This window comes from Hwanghaeella sp. 1Z406 (assembly GCF_048892425.1).
Classification (GTDB): Bacteria; Pseudomonadota; Alphaproteobacteria; order UBA8366; family Aestuariispiraceae; genus Pacificispira.
Genome location: NZ_JBLZHU010000055.1, coordinates 1 through 280, shown reverse-complemented (window position 1 = coordinate 280; position 280 = coordinate 1). Strand labels below are relative to the sequence as shown.

Sequence of the window (280 nt, the reverse complement as noted above, 5' to 3'; positions counted from 1 at the left end):
AGAGGTCGAAGCGAGGACGCGGTGGGTCCTCCGGGGCGAAAGTCCGGATTTCCCTGGGTCTTCCGGTCGGAGCTGTGATCAACTGTGCAGACAACACAGGAGCTAAAAACTTGTATATCATCTCTGTGAAGGGAATCAAGGGACGGCTGAACAGACTTCCTGCTGCTGGTGTTGGGGACATGGTGATGGCCACAGTTAAGAAAGGCAAACCAGAACTAAGGAAAAAGGTACATCCAGCAGTGGTAATTCGACAACGAAAGTCATATCGAAGAAAAGATGG

General features: G+C 50.7%; 1 protein-coding gene. It reads left to right on the top strand.

What is annotated here, in order from left to right; genetic code table 11:
• Positions 1-74 precede the first annotated feature (74 nt).
• Positions 75-280, top strand: a 206-nt coding sequence (locus ACOSDR_RS20325; RefSeq protein WP_420732362.1) for an uL14 family ribosomal protein, incomplete at its 3' end; no start/stop codon positions are given.